Origin of the sequence: Microbacterium capsulatum (assembly GCF_030865425.1) — a bacterium.
Taxonomy (GTDB): Bacteria; Actinomycetota; Actinomycetes; order Actinomycetales; family Microbacteriaceae; genus Microbacterium; species Microbacterium capsulatum.
Map to the genome: position 1 here is coordinate 249,879 of NZ_JAVFCB010000007.1, position 15,356 is coordinate 265,234.

General features: G+C 72.1%; 17 protein-coding genes and 1 tRNA gene. 7 read left to right on the top strand and 11 right to left on the bottom strand.

Going from position 1 to position 15,356, the window contains the following annotated elements; translation table 11 throughout:
* The first annotated feature begins 14 nt into the window (after positions 1–14).
* Both RBR11_RS13540 and RBR11_RS13545 read left to right on the top strand, forming a co-directional pair.
* Entirely contained in the window at positions 15–587 is a 573-nt protein-coding gene (locus RBR11_RS13540; RefSeq protein WP_308489875.1) for a hypothetical protein, read from the top strand.
* A 357-nt stretch (positions 588–944) separates the two neighbouring features.
* Positions 945–1,097 (top strand): hypothetical protein, encoded by a 153-nt coding sequence (locus RBR11_RS13545; RefSeq protein ID WP_308489876.1) that lies wholly within the window; start codon positions 945–947, stop codon positions 1,095–1,097.
* A 66-nt stretch (positions 1,098–1,163) separates the two neighbouring features.
* Here the strand turns inward: RBR11_RS13545 and RBR11_RS13550 are convergent.
* Positions 1,164–1,234, bottom strand: a tRNA-Gly gene (locus RBR11_RS13550).
* A 55-nt stretch (positions 1,235–1,289) separates the two neighbouring features.
* On the opposite strand from RBR11_RS13550, the gene dcd reads away from it, so the two are divergent.
* The 3 genes from dcd to RBR11_RS13565 all read left to right on the top strand — a co-directional run bounded on the left by dcd (position 1,290) and on the right by RBR11_RS13565 (position 3,778).
* On the top strand, positions 1,290–1,895 hold the full coding sequence (gene dcd / locus RBR11_RS13555) for a dCTP deaminase (protein ID WP_308489877.1): 606 nt from the start codon (positions 1,290–1,292) through the stop codon (positions 1,893–1,895).
* Between the two features lies 1 nt (position 1,896).
* Positions 1,897–2,487, top strand: a complete 591-nt coding sequence (locus RBR11_RS13560; RefSeq protein ID WP_308489878.1) for a hypothetical protein — start codon at positions 1,897–1,899, stop codon at positions 2,485–2,487.
* Between the two features lie 79 nt (positions 2,488–2,566).
* Positions 2,567–3,778 carry an MFS transporter gene (locus tag RBR11_RS13565; RefSeq protein WP_308489879.1) on the top strand — a complete coding sequence of 404 codons (1,212 nt, stop codon included), beginning with the start codon at positions 2,567–2,569 and terminating at the stop codon, positions 3,776–3,778.
* 178 nt (positions 3,779–3,956) lie between these two features.
* Here the strand turns inward: RBR11_RS13565 and RBR11_RS13570 are convergent, their stop codons facing one another.
* Together RBR11_RS13570 and RBR11_RS13575 are read right to left on the bottom strand one after the other, a co-directional pair.
* A complete protein-coding gene (locus RBR11_RS13570) occupies positions 3,957–4,859 on the bottom strand; it encodes a helix-turn-helix domain-containing protein (RefSeq protein ID WP_308489880.1) in 903 nt (300 codons plus the stop codon).
* Between the two features lie 97 nt (positions 4,860–4,956).
* Positions 4,957–5,751 carry a MarR family winged helix-turn-helix transcriptional regulator gene (locus RBR11_RS13575; protein ID WP_308489881.1) on the bottom strand — a complete coding sequence of 265 codons (795 nt, stop codon included), beginning with the start codon at positions 5,749–5,751 and terminating at the stop codon, positions 4,957–4,959.
* Between the two features lie 88 nt (positions 5,752–5,839).
* Here RBR11_RS13575 and RBR11_RS13580 point away from each other — a divergent pair, with 88 nt between their 5' ends.
* Complete coding sequence (locus RBR11_RS13580; RefSeq protein WP_308489882.1) at positions 5,840–6,406, top strand: MarR family winged helix-turn-helix transcriptional regulator; 567 nt, start codon at positions 5,840–5,842, stop codon at positions 6,404–6,406.
* A gap of 19 nt (positions 6,407–6,425) precedes the next feature.
* On the opposite strand, the gene RBR11_RS13585 is transcribed toward RBR11_RS13580, so the two are convergent.
* A complete protein-coding gene (locus tag RBR11_RS13585; RefSeq protein WP_308489883.1) occupies positions 6,426–7,826 on the bottom strand; it encodes an MFS transporter in 1,401 nt (466 codons plus the stop codon).
* Between the two features lie 231 nt (positions 7,827–8,057).
* On the opposite strand from RBR11_RS13585, the gene RBR11_RS13590 reads away from it, so the two are divergent.
* Positions 8,058–8,618: an ATP-dependent endonuclease gene (locus tag RBR11_RS13590; protein ID WP_308489885.1), complete on the top strand. Its 561-nt coding sequence runs from the start codon at positions 8,058–8,060 to the stop codon at positions 8,616–8,618.
* A gap of 188 nt (positions 8,619–8,806) precedes the next feature.
* On the opposite strand, the gene RBR11_RS13595 is transcribed toward RBR11_RS13590, so the two are convergent.
* Genes RBR11_RS13595 through RBR11_RS13625 form a run of 7 tightly spaced genes read right to left on the bottom strand, consistent with a single transcriptional unit; the run spans position 8,807 to position 15,299 of the window.
* Positions 8,807–9,781 (bottom strand): NAD(P)/FAD-dependent oxidoreductase, encoded by a 975-nt coding sequence (locus tag RBR11_RS13595; protein WP_308489886.1) that lies wholly within the window; start codon positions 9,779–9,781, stop codon positions 8,807–8,809.
* On the bottom strand, positions 9,774–10,103 hold the full coding sequence (fdxA, locus tag RBR11_RS13600) for a ferredoxin (RefSeq protein WP_308489887.1): 330 nt from the start codon (positions 10,101–10,103) through the stop codon (positions 9,774–9,776). The genes RBR11_RS13595 and fdxA overlap by 8 nt, the downstream gene beginning before the upstream one ends.
* Entirely contained in the window at positions 10,100–11,530 is a 1,431-nt protein-coding gene (locus RBR11_RS13605; RefSeq protein WP_308489888.1) for an FAD-dependent oxidoreductase, read from the bottom strand. The genes fdxA and RBR11_RS13605 overlap by 4 nt, the downstream gene beginning before the upstream one ends.
* On the bottom strand, positions 11,527–12,423 hold the full coding sequence (cobA, locus tag RBR11_RS13610; protein WP_308489889.1) for a uroporphyrinogen-III C-methyltransferase: 897 nt from the start codon (positions 12,421–12,423) through the stop codon (positions 11,527–11,529). Before cobA ends, RBR11_RS13605 begins: the two co-directional genes overlap by 4 nt.
* Entirely contained in the window at positions 12,423–13,436 is a 1,014-nt protein-coding gene (locus tag RBR11_RS13615) for an ABC transporter permease (protein ID WP_308489890.1), read from the bottom strand. The genes cobA and RBR11_RS13615 overlap by 1 nt, the downstream gene beginning before the upstream one ends.
* Entirely contained in the window at positions 13,426–14,184 is a 759-nt protein-coding gene (locus tag RBR11_RS13620) for an ABC transporter ATP-binding protein (protein ID WP_373889802.1), read from the bottom strand. The genes RBR11_RS13615 and RBR11_RS13620 overlap by 11 nt, the downstream gene beginning before the upstream one ends.
* Before the next feature lie 38 nt (positions 14,185–14,222).
* Complete coding sequence (locus RBR11_RS13625) at positions 14,223–15,299, bottom strand: ABC transporter substrate-binding protein (protein WP_308489891.1); 1,077 nt, start codon at positions 15,297–15,299, stop codon at positions 14,223–14,225.
* Positions 15,300–15,356 lie beyond the last annotated feature (57 nt).

Genomic DNA, 15,356 nt, shown 5'->3' on the forward strand with positions numbered 1-15,356 from the left:
GTTAGGTTCTGGTTATGAAGCGCGCCGCGGTGGTCACGTACACGATCGCCTGGCTCGCGGTCGTGGGGCTCGTGACTCTCGCAGCGCCGCCCTTCGTCGCGGTGATCACGACGTCCGCCCATCCTCTGCCGACCAAGGAGAACGCGCCGGAGGTGGCACCTGGCCCCACGGTCACGCCGACCCCCGATCCGGACCGCGTCATCTGGCTCGGGGAGGACGAACCAGTGAAAGTCAGCGATCTTCCGAACGGGTGCACGACGTATTCGAAGATCGAGATCTTCGGAGTGAACACCCACACCTCGGATGCCGGCCCGTTCTACGGCAGGCTCATCGGAGAGCCTCAAGACCGCGGATCGTCGCAGGGCGCGACCGGCACCGTGAACCGTGACGCCGCAGGGAACATCGTCAGCTACACGGCCGCGCCCGGCGACGACACCTGGTCCATCGGTGCCCGTCTCTGCACGAACCGCTACTGGATCGGGCGGTACAACCACATTGGCTCCGACCGGGGTGACCATACCCTTCAGCCGGGCGAGACCGTGGTGGTCCGTCCCGACATGAAGGTCGAATGGGTGCCCGGCACTTGACGCCGTCACCCGCACCCGCACCAGAACTCAAGACGAGCCTCGTCCCGAAGGACGAGGCTCTTCTTACATACGAAGGGAGTGGAGCGAGCGCGACGCCTGCCGAGTGCTGGAGATGATCGGCGCGGAGAACGCCCGCCGCGTCTACGGGCTCTGAGTCGCACCCTCGGGCGCGCGGTCGCGCCCTGAAGGACGCTCGGCGGGACGCGTCGTCGTCGTGAGAACGGGATGATCGCGGACCCTTGATAACTCCTCGTCACCGTCATACCCTGCCGGTGAGACGGCTGGGATCCCGCCGGTCCGCGCGCGGGCGGCGAGGACGGCGCGTCTCGGATCGGTTCCGCCACGAAGGAGGACGACATGGGTCACGACGAGGACGACGACCGCATCGAGGAGCAGGACGCCGCCGACGAGGAGCCCCTCGAGGACGAAGCCGACGACGAAGAGGGGTTCATCCCGCCCCCGCCCGACGACCCGATGCTCGGATACGAGGGTTCCATCCAGGGACTCTGAGGTCGGCAGCACCCGATCGACGAGAGAAGGCCCTCACCTGTCGGTGAGAGCCTTCTCTCGTTGCGGAGGGGCTGACGGGAATCGAACCCGCGCTGTCTGCTTGGGAAGCAGAAGTTCTGCCATTGAACTACAGCCCCGTGCGTCGATGACGCCTGGCCAGCGTAACAGACCAGGCCTCGGTAGGCTGATCCTGTGCTGCTGAGCGACCGAGACATCAGGGCGGGACTCGACACCGGACGGATCGGGCTCGATCCGCTCGAGCCGACGATGATCCAGCCGTCGAGCATCGACGTGCGGCTGGACCGCTACTTCCGGCTGTTCGACAACCACAAGTACCCGTTCATCGATCCGTCGGACGACCAGCCCGAGCTGACCAGGATGATCGAGGTGTCCCCGGAGGAGCCGTTCATCCTGCACCCCGGCGAGTTCGCTCTCGGTGCGACGTTCGAGCAGGTCTCCCTCGCGGACGACGTCGCCGCGCGCCTCGAGGGCAAGTCGTCGCTGGGCCGGCTCGGCCTCATCACGCACTCCACGGCGGGCTTCATCGACCCGGGCTTCTCCGGGCACGTCACGCTCGAGCTCGCGAACGTCGCGACGCTGCCGATCAAGCTCTGGCCGGGCATGAAGATCGGGCAGCTGTGCTTCTTCCAGCTGACGTCGCCGGCCGAGAACCCGTACGGATCCGGCCCGTACGGCAACCGCTACCAGGGCCAGCGCGGCCCGACCGCGTCGCGCTCCTTCCAGAACTTCCACCGCACCGACGTCGGGACCACCGACGCGGGATCCACCGGAGGCTGAGTTGACCGCGGACGCGACGGATCCATTACCCGAGGACGCGCAGTCCCTGGCGGAACCCGGTCCCGCGTCCGAAGCTCCCTCGCCCGGCGGGGTCGCACCGCCCACGGGCGACGCCGGCCTTGCGCCGGCACCCGTCGAGTCCGAGGGCCTGGCGGACCTCCTCGCCGACCCCGAGATCGCGCCCGCCGAGGAGTCCGGTCCGCTCGCCGGCCTCCTCGCGACGCCCGAGGAGGCCGCGCCTGCGGAGGAGACCCCCGGGCTGGCCGAGATCCTCGCGGATCCGGATCCTTCGCTGTTCGGCGAGCCGGAGCCGGCAGCCGCCTCCGAGCGGACCGATCCGGCTGCGGATCCTGCCGCGTCACCGCTCCCGCCGCTCGAACCGCTCGCGCCGGAGCGGTCCGGTCCGACTCCCGCCCCGCTCGCGCCCGAGGGCGGGAGCGGCGGCTACCTCGGTCTGATCGTGTTCGTCGTGTTCCTCCTCGCCGCCCTGCTGATCGGGGCGATCGCTCTCATCGTCTTCCTCGTCGCCCACGCGGCCTGGCCGTTCCCGACCGCCGCCGGGCTCCCGACTGCGGTGCTGCCTCTCGCCTGACGCGGCGATCCGGACGATCGGTCGGGTCCGCCGGACGCACGGTCGGGCGAGCGCGGGCGAGATCGACCAGGCTGGAAGCATGACCACGACCGCCCCTGTCCCCACCGCCGCCGTCGCGCCGGCGCGCCTGAACTACGGCGCCCTGCTCGCCATGATGACGACGGCGTTCCTGCTCGTCACGGCCGAGTTCCTGCCCGGCGGTCTGCTCACCGACATCGCCACCGCGATCGGGGTCACCCCGGGTCAGGCCGGGCAGATGGTCACCGTCACGGCGCTCGCCGGGCTCATCGTGGCGCCGACGATCGGACTCCTGCTTCCGCGGCTGGACCGCCGATCCCTGCTCGTCTGGATGGCCGTCGGCGCCGCGGTCTCCAACCTCGTCGTGGCGATCGCGCCGAGCCTGCCGCTGCTGCTCCTCGCGCGCGTGCTGCTCGGGGCGTCGCTGAGCGGCTTCTGGTCGATGTCGGTGACGGTCGCCGCCGGGATCGCCGGTCAGGAGCGGCTCGGCCGGGCGATGATGTTCACCGCCGGGGGCACGTCCCTCGCGACCGTGGCGGGCGTGCCCGCGGGTGTGCTGCTCAGCCAGGTGGTCGACTGGCGCGGGGTGTTCGGGATCGCGTCGGCCGCCTCCGTCCTGCTCGCCGTCGCCCTGCGGATCCTGCTCCCGAGCGTCCCCGCGGAGGGAGCCGCACGGCTGACCACGCTCGTCGACACGTTCCGCCGTCCCGGGATCGGGCTCGGCATCGTCGGGCACGTCCTCGTGGTGCTCGGGCATTTCCTCGCCTACACGTACATCCGACTGGCGCTCGAGCGCGTGCAGGCGCCGGGCGGGCACGCCGCGATCGGCGCCGACACGGTGATCCTGCTGCTCGCCCTGTTCGGCATCGGCGGTCTGGTCGGCAACGTCCTCATCGGCCTCGTCGTCGATCGGCACTACCGCATGCTCGCGGTCGTCACGCCGCTCGCGCTCGCCGCGATGGTGCTGCTGATGATCGCCCTGTCGGGATCCCTCTGGGCGGTCGGCGCGGTCGCGTTCGTGTGGGGCGTGTTCTTCGCCTCCTGGCTGCTCATCGTGAACACCTGGATCGGGCACCGCATGCCGGACCGCCTCGAGGCGGGCGGGAGCCTGGTCGTGATGGGCTTCCAGGCCGCGATCATGACCGCCGCGGGTGTCGGCGGCGTGCTCGTCGACGGCATCGGCATCGCCCAGGTCTACGTCGTCGGCGCGGCCGCCCTGGTCGTCGGGGCCGTGCTGTTCGGGGTGTCCGCCCGGCTCGGCACCCGGCGCTGAGGTCGCCGGGGCGGATCCGGACTCCAACCGGTTCAGGATCCGCACGGTCCCTCCGGCCCCCGAGCCCGTCGACGGGCCGTCGCCCACCTCGCTCGCTGGTCGCGACACGCCCTCATTCGGGCGGTTTGGCGACGATTCGCGACCAGCGAGCAGAGGGGTGCGGGGGTTGCGAGGGTGCTCAGGCCGTGCGGGCCAGCCGCCAGGCGGACGGCGTCTGGCCCGTGCGACGGCGGAACGCGCGGCTGAAGCCCTCGTCGGAGTTGTAGCCGAGGTCGCGGGAGATCTCGCTGACCTGGCAGCCGAGGGCGAGACGGTCCTGCGCGGCGCGGATCCGCACGTCCGTGACGTAGCTCGCCGGGGATGTGCCGAACGCCGCGCGGAACCGCTCGGCGAACACCGTGCGCGACATCGCGCCGACGTTGGCGAGGCCCTCGACGGTCCAGTCCCGGCCGGGCGCGGCGTGGATCGCCTCGATCACCTTCTCCAGGAACGGGTCGCTCGTGCGCGCCGGCCAGCCCGCCGGCGCGCAGCCGTGCGCGGCCCACGCCCGGATCACCGAGACGAGCACGGTGTTCGCCATCATCCGGCAGACGACCCCGTCGCCCGCGCGCTGCGGCGAGCCGAGCGGTGCGGCGGTGAGATCCTCGCCGAGCTGGGTGGCGAGCGTGGCGGCGGCCGGCTCGTGGTGGGCGAAGTCGCGGACCAGCGCGAGGTCGGGGAGGGCGTCGGCGACGTGCCGGGCTCGGTCGGTGAGGGCGAGGGTGGAGACGAGGATCCGGGCGCCGGGATCCGTCCGCAGCGACAGGGCCGAACGGCCGGGGGTGAGGATCGCATCGCCGGCCGCGAGCGACATCGGGCGTCCGTCGCACAGCGTGCGCACGGCGCCCTCGATCACGTAGACGAGGGAGAGCGCGTCGCGCTCGAGGGCGACGATCTCGCCCGGGGCGGGGGCGATCCGCACCTGACGGCGCAGACGCACGTCGACCGCGGCGAGCAGCGCCTCGACCGCGCCCGGGTCCTCCCGCATCGCGCCCGGCGCCGCGACGTCGTGCGCCGGGCGGCCTTCCGCGATGAGAGTCATGGTGAGGGGAACCGTGGTGCGGGGGCGGCTATTCCGGCGTGCGGAAGACGGAGGGCGAGGGGCCCGCGGATCCCTCGCCCTCTAGGCCCGTGCACGATCAGTCGTGCAGGTGGATGTGAAGGTGGTTCCCCGGGCCGCGGCGTCCACCGTGGTGCGGGAAGTCGCGTCCGCCGAAGCCAGGCTGCCCGAAGCCGGCGTGCCCGAAGTCCGGCTGCTCGAAGCCCGGCTGCTCGAAGCCCGTGTGCTCGGACGGGGCGTGCCCGTGGCGCAGACCGTGCTCAAACGCGGCGCGACGGTCGCAGTCCTCGCCGTGTCCGTCGCCGTGTCCGTGCGGGTGGGGGCCGAACTCGGGGCGCCCGAACCGGCCGTGGCCGAAGCGCCGGTGGAACTCGGCATGGTGCTCGCGCGGATCGAAGCCGGATAGGCGCCCGGATCCGCGAGGGTCGGAGCCCCGTCCCGCGCGCTCGGCGCGGGGGCGGCGCGGGAGGCGGGTGCCCTCCTGCCAGCCGAGACCTCGGGCGAGCTTCTCGAGGGAGGCCGCCATCGCGGTGAACTCGTCCTCGTCGAGGATGCCGGCGACCTGGGCGTGGATCTCCGAGACGGCCGAGGTCAGGCGCGCCTTCGCGGCGGCGCCCGGTGCGGTCAGCGTCCAGCCGGGGTCGCCGCGTTCGATCCAGCCGAGCTCGGCGAGGCGGCGCAGCTTCGGGCCGTGCGGCACGCGGTCGGCGGGGACCGTGCCATCGAGGAGGTTCAGGATCCGCCACTCGCGGCGGGTGATCCCCTCGTCCTCGAACGCGGTCGCGAACCGGTCGGCGACGAGACGGTCGACGGCGGTGATCCAGAAGCCGAACGGACGGCCGCTGGGAGCGGGGGTGTCGTCAGGGGTGTTCATGGGTGATGTCCTTTGCTTGTCATAGTGCATGTATATGCAGTGTGACATGCAATCTGAATCCATGTCAAGTCACATGTAAAATCGGAGGGTGGCAGAACCTGAGATCCCGGATCCCCTCGATGCGATCGTCGCGGCGCTCGCGCGCCTGCGCGGCCGCGGCCCGCACGGCCGGGGTCCGCGCGAGCACGACCGACTGCACGAGGGCCTCCCGAGGCACGAGGGCATGCCGATGCACGGCGGTCATGGGGGCCCGCACGGGGATCCGCACGCGCACGGCGGCCCGCACTGGCGCGGCATGCCGTGGGGCGGTGACCCCGGTGCGCGCGGCGAGGTACCCGCCCGGCTGCGCATGCTGGACGCGCTCGCCGGCGGCCCGCTCAGCGTGAGCGCGGTGGGCGAGGCGATCGGCGTGGATCAGCCGCGCGCGTCCCGGCTGGTGCAGCAGGGCGTCGAGCGCGGCTGGCTGCTGCGCGAAGCGGATCCGGACGACGCCCGCCGCACCCGTATCGTCCTCACCGACGACGGACGGCGGATGATCCGCGGCTTCCGCGGGGAGCGGCGCGAGGCGCTGCGTGGCGCGCTCGCCGCCCTGACGCCCGAGGAGCAGCACGAGTTCGCCCGGCTGCTGGCCAAGGTCGCCGACAACTGGCGCTGATCGGGGTCGATCGACCGGATCAGGCCCGCGCGCGCTCCCGCACCGGCAGGAGCAGCAGCAGCCCGGCGAGCAGCACCACCACGATCCCGAGGATCCCGAACTTCGTCGCGCCGGTGAGCCAGATGAGCACCGTCCAGGCGCCGGGGGCGATCCAGCTCGCCGCCCGCCCTGTGGTGGCGTACAGGCCGAAGACCTCGCCCTCGCGGCCCGCGGGCGTGACCCGCGCCAGGAACGACCGCGCCGCCGACTGCGCCGGGCCGACGAAGGCGCAGAGGATCAGCCCGCCCACCCAGAACACCGTCTTGCCCGCGTCGGCGAACGCGAACACCGCCAGTCCGGCGATCGTCATGCACGCGAGCGAGAGCAGGATCAGGCGCTTGGGGCCCCAGCGGTCGTCCAGACGGCCGACGAGGATCGTGGAGACTCCGGCGATGAGGTTGGCCGCGACACCGAAGATCACGAGGTCGTCGAAGCCGAAGCCGAACACGGTCTTTCCGATCACGGCGCCGAACGCGAACACGCCCGCGAGCCCGTCGCGGAACACCGCGCTCGCGACGAGGAACCAGAACGTCGTGCGGGTGCGCTCGTCGCGGTAGAGGCCGATGACGTCCTTCACGAGCAGCACGTACGAGGTGAAGAAGCCGACCTTGCGATCGGGGCGGCCCATCGACGGCTCCGGCACGTTGAGGAAGATCGGGATCGAGAACAGGATCGCCCACACGGCGCAGCCGACCGCGATGACGCGGAACGGCAGGCCGCCCTCCGTCGAGAGCCCGAACCATTGCGCCCTGTTCAACACGATCACCAGCGCGAGCGCGACGATCCCGCCGAGGTAGCCGAAGCCCCAGCCGATCCCGGACACCCGGCCGACGGTCTTCGAGGTCGCGATCGAGATGAGCATCGCGTTCGAGTTCACCGACGCGATCTCGCTGAACACCGTGCCGGCCGAGACGAGCGCGACACCGAGCCAGAACAGCGCCGGCGTCGGCGTGACGAACCAGAGGCCGAACATGCACAGGATCAGGGCGCCCGTGCCGATCCCCAGCCACAGCTTCTGCCGGCCGGCCGCGTCGGCGCGCTGTCCGAGCACGGGGGCGAGCAGCAGGATCCCGATGCCGGCGATCGTCGCGCCCAGCCCCAGTCCGCTCGCGAGGTCCGCGATCGCGGCGACCTTCGCGGGATCCTTCTCCGGGAGCTCGGCGATGTCAGACGGCAGGAACGCGTTGGACACGAGGTACAGCGCGGTGAAGATGAAGGTGAGGATCACGGAGTGGAAGGGCTGCGTCGCCCAGTCCCACAGCGCCCAGGAGTAGACCTGCTTCTTCGGCGCGGGAGTGTCGCCGCGCAGTTCCAGTCCCACGACCGCGACGGCGCCGCTGTTGGCGGTCGCCGGCGGCTCGGGCTGATCGCCGTTGCTCATGCTCAGAGTCTCGTGCGTGCGGGTGAACGGAGGGTAGCGGCACGCCGGATCGGGCATCGCAGCGTCTGGTCGCGGTCGCGTGCGCCCGGATCCGCGTGCCGAACTCAGTCGGTGCGGCCTTCATCCCGGCGGAGGGGGGGCCGGTGCGGGAGTCCTGACTGAGTTCGGTACCCGCGGAGGGTGCGCCCGGGGTTCGACGCCCGGGCGCGTGCGACCGGGTAACGTCGGACCATGGTGCTGCCCATCGTGCTCGTCGAGGGGGAGAGCGATCGGCTCGCCCTCATCGAGGCCGCGCTCGTGCGCGGGGAGCCGAGCCTGGACGCTCGCGCCGACGTGGTGTCGCTGGGCGGGATCACGAACCTGCGCTCGTGGCTGGAGCGGCGCGATCCGCTCGTGCCCGTGCGCGGGCTCTACGACGCGGCCGAGCTGCGGTACGTCGTCGGCGCGCTCGTCGCGAGCGGGATGCTGCCGGATGGCGTGTCAGATCCGGATCCCGATCCGGTGGCCGCGCTCGGCTTCTTCGGCTGCGACCAGGATCTGGAGGACGAGGTGATCCGCGCGGCCGGGCCGGAGCTCGTGCTGGAGACGCTGGCCGCTCGCGGGGAGCTGGCGCTGTTCCGCACGTTCCAGGGGCAGCCGGCGCAGCGGGTCCGCTCGGTCGAGGCGCAGCTGCACCGTTTCGCCGCCACCGCGAGCGGGCGCAAGGCGCGCTTCGCCGCGGACGTGATCGCGGCGCTGCCCGCCGAGCGACTGCCGGATCCGCTCGCGCGAGTGCTGGACGCTGTGCGCTGAGCCGGGCTGATCCGGGCTGAGCACCCACAGTGTCCCACTTTCTGCTGCTGAAACGGGGTTCAGGCAGCAGAAAGTGGGACACGGTGGTGTGAAAAGTGGGACACGGTCCGGGAGCGGAGTGGGACACGGTCCGGGAGCGGAGTGGGGCTGTGCGGGAGAGCCAGGGTCGGGGCGGGTCGCGCCCCGGGTCAGTGCGCGGTCGTCACACCGAGCGAGTCGTGCACGATCACGGCGGCGGCCCGCGCTCCGGCGCCGGCCGCGACGATGAGCTGCTGCGGGCCGGGGGAGGCGGCGTCGCCGGCGGCGTACAGGCCGCGCTCGCTGGTGCGGCCGGATCCGTCGGTGATCAGGTGCCCTCCATCGTCGAGCTGCGGGTCGATCCCGGACAGGAAGCCCAGGTCGAGCGACCATTCCGGGCGCACGAAGCCGCCCTCGAGCGGGATCCGGGTGCCGTCCTCGAGTTCGGCGGCCTCGAGCCGGCCCTTCTCGCCGATCAGCGCGCGGATCGGGCGACGTTCGACCGTGAGGCCGAGTGCGGCGAGCTCCGCCTCTGCCACCGCGTCGATCACGGGGGCGCCGTGCGTGAAGACGGTGAGGTCACGGCTCCACCGGGCGACGAGCCTGGCCCGGTCGGCGAGGTCGTCGGACTGGCCGATCAGCGCGATCGGGCGGTCGCGCATCTCGAACCCGTCGCACGCGGCGCAACTGAACAGGCTCATGCCGTAGAAGCCGCGCAGGTCCGGGACCTCGGGCAGGGTCTCCCGCAGCCCGGTCGCCAGCAGCACCGCACGCGCCTGGACCGTCTCGGTGGCGGTCGTCCGTCCGATCCACGCCGTGAAGAGCGGATCCGGATCCTCCGTGCGCGCCACCGAGAGCACCCGCTGCCGCGTGCGGATCTCGACCGACGGGTAGTCGGCGAGCTCGGCCCGCGCGAGCTTGCGCAGCTCGTGCGGCGGGATCCCGTCGCGCGTGAGGAAGCCGTGCGAGTTGATCGTGGCGGCGTTGCGCGGACGGTCGGCGTCGACGATGAGCACGCGCGCGAGCGAACGGGCGAGGTTCAGCGCGGCGGAGAGCCCGGCCGGGCCCCCGCCGATGATGAGCACGTCGTACGGCTCGGACGCGGTCCCGTCGAGAACCTCAGGGACCGCGGGACCCTCAGTCATGGCCGTCCCCCTGGGGCGGGAGCGCGGCCACGAGCGGGTGGTCGAACGAGTACACCCCGACCTTCGCCGCACCGCCGGGCGAGCCGATCTCCGCGAAGAAGTCGACGTTCGCCGTGTAGTAGTCGGACCACTCGTCGGGCAGGTCGTCCTCGTAGTAGATCGCCTCGACGGGGCAGACCGGCTCGCAGGCGCCGCAGTCGACGCACTCGTCGGGGTGGATGTAGAGCGAGCGCTCGCCCTCGTAGATGCAGTCCACGGGGCACTCGTCGATGCACGCGCGGTCCTTGACGTCGACGCAGGGCAGCGCGATCACGTACGTCACGAGGTCACCACGGCGCTGGCCGAGAGGAACGGGCTCCGGGAGATCTCGACCTGCTCCTCGCGCGGCACGACCTTGACCCGCTCGCGGGTGTGCACGTGGGCGGCGCCGAGCGCGCGCTCGTGCGCGTCGAGTTCCAGCCAGCCGTCCCACGTGGTGACCTCGACGCCGCGCTCGGCGAGCAGGGCGAGGACGTCGTCGGACGCGGTCGGATCCTGCAGGCGCCCGGCGTCGGCGTCCTCGAGGAGGTTCGCGATCGTCTCGGTGGCGTCGGACTTGGTGTGGCCGATGAGGCCCACCGGTCCGCGCTTGATCCAGCCGGTGGCGTACAGGCCCGGCACGCCGTCGACCCGGCCGCCCTCGTTCGGCACGACGCCGCGGCGGTCGTCGAAGGGCGCGTCGACGATCGGCGAGCCGAAGTACCCCACGGCGCGGTACACGGCCGAGACCGGGTAGTCGCGGAACTCGCCGGTGCCGCGGACGGATCCGTCGGCGTTCGGCGCGGTGCGCTCGAAGCGGATCGAGGCGACCCGGTCGTCGCCGGAGATCTCGACGGGGGCGTGCCAGAAGTGCAGGTGCAGGCGACGGGTGGCGCCCGTGGTCTCGCCCTTGTTCTCCGGGCGGTCGCGCCAGGCGTTCAGGGTGCGCAGCATGATCTTGAGCTGGTTGTTCGGGGCGGCGGCCGGGTCCACGCCCTCGAAGTCGGCGTCGTCGACGAGGATGTCGACGCCCGCGACCTCGCCGAGCTCGCGGAGCTCGATCGGGGTGAACTTGATGTCGGCGGGCCCGCGGCGTCCGAACACGTGCACGTCGGTCACGGCCGAGGCCTCGAGCCCCGCCAGCACGTTGTCGGGCACCTCGGTGCTGCGCAGGTTCTCCGGCAGCTTGGCGAGCACACGGGCGACGTCGAGGGCGACGTTGCCGTTGCCGATCACGGCGACGTGCTCGTCCTCGAGGGGCCAGGTGCGCGGCACGTCGGGGTGGCCGTCGTACCAGGCCACGAAGTCGGCGGCGCCGTACGAGCCGGGCAGGTCGACGCCGGGGATGTCGAGGGCGGCGTCGCGGATCGCGCCGGTCGCGAGGATCACGGCGTGGTAGCGCTCGTGCAGCTCGGCGAGGCTGATGTCGCGGCCGACCTCGATGTTGCCGAGGAAGCGGATGATCCGGCGGTCGGCGTCGACGCCGTGGGCGTCGAGCATCTCGTGCAGCGAGTTCACGATGCCCTTGATGCGGGGGTGGTCGGGCGCGACGCCGTAGCGGATCAGGCCGTAGGGCGCCGGCAGCGACTCGAACAGGTCGATCTCGACGGTGCCGAACGCGCCGTCGTCGCGGGCGGCGATCGCGTTCGAGAGGATGTTGCCGGCGTAGATGCCCGCGGGGCCGGCGCCGACGATCGCGACGCGGAGCGGGGCGGAAGAGGGAGCGGTCACGGCTGCAGAGTCTTTCGGTCGGATCGGGTGGATGTTGTTGCACGGGCGGCTGCCATTGACCGCGAGACCGAACCCACGGCTCGAGACCGCGGATGATTCGTGCGGTCTCGCGACGTCGTTTCGGTCTCGCGGTCACGCAGGTGCGCGGCGTGCGGGCTCAGCCGCACCACGTCGCCGACGACGACGACCGCGGGGTTGCGCACCTTGCGGACGGCGGCGAGGGCGGCGATGTCGCCGAGCGTGCCGACGGTGACGCGCTCGCCGGATCCGTATCCGTCCTCGACGATCGCGACGGGGCAGTCGGCGCCGCGCGCGCCGCGGGCGAGCACGCCGGCGGTGTGGCCGAGAGTGCCGATGCCCATGAGCAGCACGACGGTGTGGTCGGATCCGCCGGGCAGCTGCTCGATCGGATCGTGCGCGCTCGCGACGGTGAAGGCCGTGGCGACGTTGCGGTGCGTGAGCGGGATGCCGGCGACGGCGGGCACGGAGATCGCGCTGGTGACGCCGGGGACGACCCGGACGGCGATGCCCTCGGCCTCGCAGTACAGCGACTCCTCGCGGCCGCGGCCGAGCACGAACGGATCCCCGCCCTTCAACCGCACGACCTCGCGGCCCGCGCGGGCGTGCCGCACGATGAGCGCGTTGATCTCCTCCTGCGGCACCGGGTGGTGGCCGGGGGTCTTGCCCACGTCGATCACCTCGGCGCGCAGCTCGACGCCCTCGGCGGCCAGCTGGTCGAGCACCGCGCGGGCGCCGAGGCGGTCGGCGACGATGACGTCGGCGCGCTCGAGCGCGCGCAGGCCGTGCAAGGTGAGCAGGCCGGCGTCGCCGGGGCCCGCACCGACAAGAGTGACGGTGCCGAGAGTGGCGGTTCCGTTCCGGATGGCAGTCATCAGGATCCTCCTCCGATGAGTCCCCGCCGGCGCAGCACCGTGCGCTCGAGCGGGGCGAACAGTGCGAGTTCGATCAGGATCCCGATCGCGAGGATCAGGATGATCGTGGCGAGCACACCGGGCAGATCGGCCAGCTCGCGGGCCTGCTGCATCATCGAGCCCAGGCCGAACCCGAGGGATCCGCCGCTCGCGATGATCTCCGCCGCCATCAGCGAGCGCCACGAGAACGCCCAGCCCTGCTTGAGTCCGCCCAGGTAGCCGGGGAGGGCGGCGGGCAGCACGATCGCGGTCGCCGACTGCCAGCCGTTCGCGCCGAGCACGGTCCCGACGCGACGCAGCTGCGGCGGCACCTGGTCGATGCCGGAGAGCAGCCCGTTGATGATCGACGGGATCGCGCCCATCAGGATCACGAAGTACACCGTGGCGTCGGACAGGCCGAACCAGATGATCGCGGCGGGCACCCAGGCGACCGACGGCAGCACCTGCAGGCCCGAGATGAGGGGGCCGGCGGCACGGCGGAGCGGCTTCCACTCGGCCATCAGCAGCGCGATCGGCGTGCCGATCGCGATCGAGATGACGAAGCCGACGAGGCCGCGCTCGAGGCTGGTCAGCACCGACTCCTGCAGCCGCCCGGTCGACCAGGCGTCGCCGAACGCGCCGAGCACCTGCAGCGGGCTCGGGGCCTTGTCCGGGCGCGGGTGCGCGATCACGATGTAGAGCTGCCAGGCCGCGACGAGCACGACCAGCAGCGCGATGGGGGAGAGGATCGAGACGAGGCGGGCGCGGGTGCGCGACTCGGATCCGGATGCGGTCGTCGTGGTCTGCAGGCGGTCGAGACCGGCCTCGAGACGGGCGAGCTCGTCGTCCGCCCCCGGGGTCGTTGAGCGCGCACCGGCGGAGCCGGCGCGAGACGAAACGGCGGCGATCCGCGGGGACGGCGTTTCGTCTCGGTCGCCTGCGGCGTCCTCGCTCAACGACCGGAGGGAGGAGGAGGGGGTCGGCTCAGTCGGCATTGCGGCGGATCTCCTTCCTCAGCTCGACGGTGATCTCGGCGGCCAGCGCCGAGACCTCGGGGGACTCGATGCGGCGGTTGTGCGTGCGGGCGACGCGCCATTCGCGGGAGACCCGGCCCGGCCGGCTGGACAGCAGCACGACGCGCTGGCCGAGGCGGGCCGCCTCGCGGACGTTGTGCGTGACGAACACGATCGTGCGGCCGGTCTCCCGCCACACGTTCTCCAGCACCTCGTGCAGCAGGTCGCGGGTGATCGCGTCGAGCGCGGCGAAGGGCTCGTCCATGAGGAGCACGGGGCGGTCCTGCGCGAGCGCGCGGGCGAGCGCGACGCGCTGCCGCATGCCGCCGGACAGCTCGTGCGGGCGCTTCTCGGCGGCGTCCGCGAGGTTCACGATCCCGAGCAGGCGCAGCGCCTCGGCCCGGCGCTCGGCACGCGGCACGCCGCGCAGCCGCAGCGCGAGCTCGACGTTGCGCCGAGCGCTCAGCCACGGCATGAGTGCCGAGTCCTGGAACATCACCGCGGCGCCCTCGGGCGGGGCCGTGAGCGACCCCGAGGTCACGGGCTCGAGCCCCGCGATGAGGTTCAGCAGGGTGGACTTGCCGCAGCCGCTCGCGCCGAGCAGGCAGACGAACTCGCCGGGAGCGATGTCCAGGGAGACGTCGTCGAGGACGACCGGGCCGGATCCGTACCGCTTGGAGACGTGCGCGAGGCGCACGGCAGGATCCACCGGATCCTGCGTGGGGAGGATCGGTGCGATGCCGTCGAAGCTCGGCGCGAGCGGCGCGGTCACTGCTTCGCTCCCAGTCCGCCGTCGCCGACCGTGCTCTCGCCGCGCTGCTTCAGAGCGGCGTTGAGCGCGGTCAGGTCGAACAGGCCGCTGATCGAGCCCTTCGTCTGCGTTCGGGCCGTGACACCGTTCTTGACGAGCGTCGAGAAGGCGGCCGCGTTCGGGTCCGCGGAGAACGAGACGTTGCCGAGCGAGCGCGTGAGCACGTCGGCGGACAGCGCCTTGCCGGTCGCGCTCTTGAGTGCGTCGTTCACGACCGTCGGGAGCTGGGTCTGGTGGGTCTTGATCCACTCGAGTGCGTCGAGGTGGCCGGCCAGCAGCTCCTTGACGGCGTCCGGGTGCTTGTCGGCGAAGTCCTTGCTGACGAGCAGCACCGTGGTCGGGAACTGGCCGTTCGGCCAGAGGTCGCGCTCGTCCTGCAGGACGTGCGCGCCGGCCTCGACCACCAGGCGCGACGCCCAGGGCTCGGGGAGCCACGCGCCGTCGAGCTGTCCGTCCTTGAACAGGGTGAGCGTCTGCGCGTTGTCGGTCGGGGTGATCTTCACGTCGCCGCCGCCGGAGATGTCGGTCTTCAGACCCTTCGACGAGAGCCAGGTGCGCAGGGCCACGTCCTGGGTGTTGCCCAGCTGAGGCGTCGCGATCTTCTTGCCCTTGAGGTCGGCGGCCGAGGTGATCCCGTCGCGCACGACGAGCGAGGCACCGCCCGAGGTCGCCCCGGCGATGACGCGCACGGACGCCCCGCCCGACTTGATGAACGTGTTGATCGCCGGGTTCGGGCCGATGTAGGCGGCGTCGATCGCACCCGCCGAGAGCGCCTCGACGGCGGCGGGGCCGGCGCTGAACACCTCGGTCTTGAGCTTGGTCGTGCCTAGCTCCTTCTGGATCAGGCCCTCCGAGAGGCCGACCAGGGCGGGCGTGTGGGTGACCGTGGCGAAGTAGCCGAGGTGCAGCTCGGCGAGCTTCCCGGTCGCGTCGGCGCCGGAGGCGGCCGCCGAGGCGGAGGAGCAGCCGGCGACCATCGCCATGACCACTCCGAGGGTGGTGAGGGCCGTGCTGATGCGGGTCCTGCGATTCATTGTCGCCTCCTTCGTGGCGGTTCTGAGGTGGTTCGGGTCTGCGTGCGCCGGGTCGTT

Coding starts and splice junctions, on each gene's coding strand:
- RBR11_RS13565 (WP_308489879.1), top strand. CDS start 2,567: ATGACCACGACCGCCCCTGTCCCCACCGCCGCCGTCGCGCCGGCGCGC.
- RBR11_RS13590 (WP_308489885.1), top strand. CDS start 8,058: ATGGTGCTGCCCATCGTGCTCGTCGAGGGGGAGAGCGATCGGCTCGCC.
- RBR11_RS13625 (WP_308489891.1), bottom strand. CDS start 15,299: ATGAATCGCAGGACCCGCATCAGCACGGCCCTCACCACCCTCGGAGTG.
- RBR11_RS13540 (WP_308489875.1), top strand. CDS start 15: ATGAAGCGCGCCGCGGTGGTCACGTACACGATCGCCTGGCTCGCGGTC.
- RBR11_RS13545 (WP_308489876.1), top strand. CDS start 945: ATGGGTCACGACGAGGACGACGACCGCATCGAGGAGCAGGACGCCGCC.
- RBR11_RS13615 (WP_308489890.1), bottom strand. CDS start 13,436: ATGCCGACTGAGCCGACCCCCTCCTCCTCCCTCCGGTCGTTGAGCGAG.
- RBR11_RS13575 (WP_308489881.1), bottom strand. CDS start 5,751: ATGAACACCCCTGACGACACCCCCGCTCCCAGCGGCCGTCCGTTCGGC.
- cobA (WP_308489889.1), bottom strand. CDS start 12,423: ATGACTGCCATCCGGAACGGAACCGCCACTCTCGGCACCGTCACTCTT.
- RBR11_RS13595 (WP_308489886.1), bottom strand. CDS start 9,781: ATGACTGAGGGTCCCGCGGTCCCTGAGGTTCTCGACGGGACCGCGTCC.
- RBR11_RS13570 (WP_308489880.1), bottom strand. CDS start 4,859: ATGACTCTCATCGCGGAAGGCCGCCCGGCGCACGACGTCGCGGCGCCG.
- RBR11_RS13585 (WP_308489883.1), bottom strand. CDS start 7,826: ATGAGCAACGGCGATCAGCCCGAGCCGCCGGCGACCGCCAACAGCGGC.